The sequence below is a fragment of the Saccharomonospora saliphila YIM 90502 genome (assembly GCF_000383795.1).
In the GTDB taxonomy this organism is placed as follows: domain Bacteria; phylum Actinomycetota; class Actinomycetes; order Mycobacteriales; family Pseudonocardiaceae; genus Saccharomonospora; species Saccharomonospora saliphila.
Genome location: NZ_KB912640.1, coordinates 442,725 through 445,404, shown reverse-complemented (window position 1 = coordinate 445,404; position 2,680 = coordinate 442,725). Strand labels below are relative to the sequence as shown.

Here is a 2,680-nt window from a genome sequence, read left to right as displayed (position 1 = left end):
TGATCACGGCGGTGTGCGGCGCGGTCATCGTGTGTGCTCCCCTGCCGCGTCCGCCTCGACGACCGCGACGGCCCGCGGCGACGAACGGTGTCCCGGCAGGGTGCATGGGGGGCAGGGTGTCACGGACAAGGCGCGCGGCGTGGCCGAGCGAGTTGGCGCTCATGCGCGCCGATTTTTCCGTATGGACGGGCCGGGCGGCGTCCGGCCCCCGACGTCGCACGCCGCCCGGCCGCGGACCGTCGATGGTAGGCGGCCGATCGGGTGTTTCTCACCTGCCGTGCGAGAACCGTTACCAACCGTTGTCGTTGTCGCTGCCGTAGCCGTTCGGGCCGGCCTGGCGCACGTCAGAGCAGCAGGACGTCGACCTCCTCGCCCTCCGGCGCGCGCGTGACGTCCTCGGGCAGCACGATGAGGCAGTTCGCCTGGGTGAACGCCGCGAGCAGGTGTGAACCCGGCCCGCCGCGCGGGCCCACGACGCCGGTCACCTGGGCGCCGCCCGGCTCGCCCGGGGTGTAGTGCCCGCGCCGGAACTGGCGCTTGCCGCCCGGCGAGGACAGCGTCTCGGTCAGCCGGGCTCGCACCCGGTGGCGGTCCACGTGCGTGTGTCCGAGCGCCGACAGCAGCGCGGGCCGCAGGAACGCCTCGAACGACACCAGCACGCTCACCGGGTTGCCCGGCAGCGTCACCACGGGCACCCCGTTCCAGCGACCGCGGCCCTGCGGGCCGCCCGGCTGCACGGCCACCCTGGTGAACCGCACACCCACCTCGGTGAGCGCGTCCTTGACCACCTCGTAGGCCCCCGCGCTGACCCCGCCGGAGGTGACGACGAGGTCCACCTCGTCCAGGCGCGGTTCCACGGCCGCCCGGAACGCCGCGACGTCGTCGGCCACGCTGCGCACCGTCTCCACGCGGCAACCCAGCGCGGTGAGGGCGGCGTGCAGCATGACCCCGTTCGACTCGTAGATCTGGCCGTAGCGCAGCTCGTCCGGTGGCAGCACCAGCTCCGTTCCGGTCGAGACCACCAGCACGGTCGGCGGGTCGTACACCGCCAGCCGGTCCTGGCCGACCGCCGAAGCCAGCCCGAGATGCGCGGGCCCCAGCACGGTGCCCGCGCGCAACGCGGTCGAGCCCTCCGGCACGTCCTCGCCGGTGCGCCGGATGTGCGCGCCGGTCTCGGCCCGCGCGAAGATCCGGACCCGCTCGGTGCCGCCGTCCGTGCGTTCCACCATGACGACGCTGTCCGCGCCGGGCGGCATCGGCGCCCCGGTCATGATCCGGTGCGCCGAGCCGGGGCGAAGGTCCGGTATGTCGGTGCGGCCCGCCGGGATGTCGGCGGAGACGGGCAGTTCGACCGGGGCGTCCGGGCCCGCGTCCGCGACGTCGGCGGCGCGGACGGCGTACCCGTCCATGGCCGAGTTGTCGAACGGCGGGAGCGACACGCCCGCGCGTACGTCGTGGGCCAGCACGAGGCCCGCGCACTCGGCCGTCGGCCGGTGCACGACGGGGCGCATGCCGAGCAGCTCGGTGACCGCGGCACGGTGTTCGTCAACGGAGATCACGTGGACCATCCTCCCGCCGGACGGTGAGCGTGCCAAACTCTGCGTCCGCAGCCTTCGAGATCCTCAAGGGGGACCAACAGGTGCAGGTGCGAATCCGGCATGAGCCGTCCGCGCTGGTGACCCGGTCGCTGGCCCGGACGCAGCAGAGGTAGGCCATGCGGGTACACACGCGACACACGCCGTCGTTCGGGGTCGCCCGCGTCGTCCTCGTCGGCGGTGAGGGCGTCGAGGCCGACCCCGGCACGCTACTGGCGTCCAGCTACGGCGTCACCAGCGCGCGGCGGGACCGCGCCGGGACGGTCGTGTTCACCGCGCCGCCGCAGGGCGGCTGGGTGGACCTGGCGCCCGGCAGGGCCGGGGACGTCTACCCCCTTGAACTCGGCGGGAACACCGGCTGGGCGGTGGCGACCGACGCCGTGCTGGCAAGGCCCGCCTCGGTGCGCGCCGACCACCCGTGGCCCGCGTTGCAATCCCTCTTCGGTGGAGACACCGGGTTCCTGCGCCACTACAGCGGAACCGGCCCGCTGGTGCTCACCGCGCGCGGGCCCGTCGACTCGCTGACGGTGGAGCAGGGCGAGGTGATCACGGTGAATCCGTTGTTCGTGCTCGCCGTCCCCGACTCGGTGGGGATTCGCCTGCGCGCGGTCGACCCGTCGGCGACGCAGTCGGTGCGGACCGGTGAAGGGCTGGCGCTCGACGTCGCCGGACCGGGGACGGTGCTGGTACAGACGCGGGCCCGCCGGTGAGCGGCCCGATTACCGCGAATTGACCATTGCCCTCACGCGTTTCTCAGGTAGCGTGATCGTCGCTCGAGGACGCGGCGGGTGCGCCGGTCGCGTTTCGGTTTGTCACAAGGAGGACGCCGTGGCAGTCGGCACGGTCAAATGGTTCAACGCGGAAAAGGGCTACGGGTTCATCGAGTCGCCCGAGGGCCCGGACGTGTTCGTCCACTACTCCGCCATTCAGGCGGAGGGATTCCGGACCCTCGACGAGGGCGACCGGGTGGAATTCGAGATCACCGCAGGGCGCGACGGCCGGAGCCAGGCCGCGGACGTCCGCAAGGTGTCGTAACCGTCGTCCGCGGTCGGCGCCGGTGCGGGCCGTGCCGGCGCCGACCGCCC

General features: G+C 73.3%; 3 protein-coding genes. 2 read left to right on the top strand and 1 reads right to left on the bottom strand.

All coding sequences use genetic code 11. The features are described from left to right. Positions 1 to 344 precede the first annotated feature (344 nt). Positions 345 to 1,559 (bottom strand): molybdopterin molybdotransferase MoeA, encoded by a 1,215-nt coding sequence (gene moeA / locus SACSA_RS0107230; RefSeq protein ID WP_028661638.1) that lies wholly within the window; start codon positions 1,557 to 1,559, stop codon positions 345 to 347. A gap of 155 nt (positions 1,560 to 1,714) precedes the next feature. On the opposite strand from moeA, the gene SACSA_RS0107220 reads away from it, so the two are divergent. Both SACSA_RS0107220 and SACSA_RS0107215 read left to right on the top strand, forming a co-directional pair. Beyond that, a complete protein-coding gene (locus tag SACSA_RS0107220) occupies positions 1,715 to 2,305 on the top strand; it encodes an AIM24 family protein (protein WP_019814624.1) in 591 nt (196 codons plus the stop codon). 118 nt (positions 2,306 to 2,423) lie between these two features. Next, positions 2,424 to 2,630, top strand: a complete 207-nt coding sequence (locus SACSA_RS0107215; RefSeq protein ID WP_005441480.1) for a cold-shock protein — start codon at positions 2,424 to 2,426, stop codon at positions 2,628 to 2,630. The last annotated feature ends 50 nt before the right edge of the window (positions 2,631 to 2,680 follow it).

Bases quoted from the DNA above. Each gene is read 5' to 3' on its own strand.
- SACSA_RS0107220 (WP_019814624.1), top strand. From the start codon at position 1,715: ATGCGGGTACACACGCGACACACGCCGTCGTTCGGGGTCGCCCGCGTC.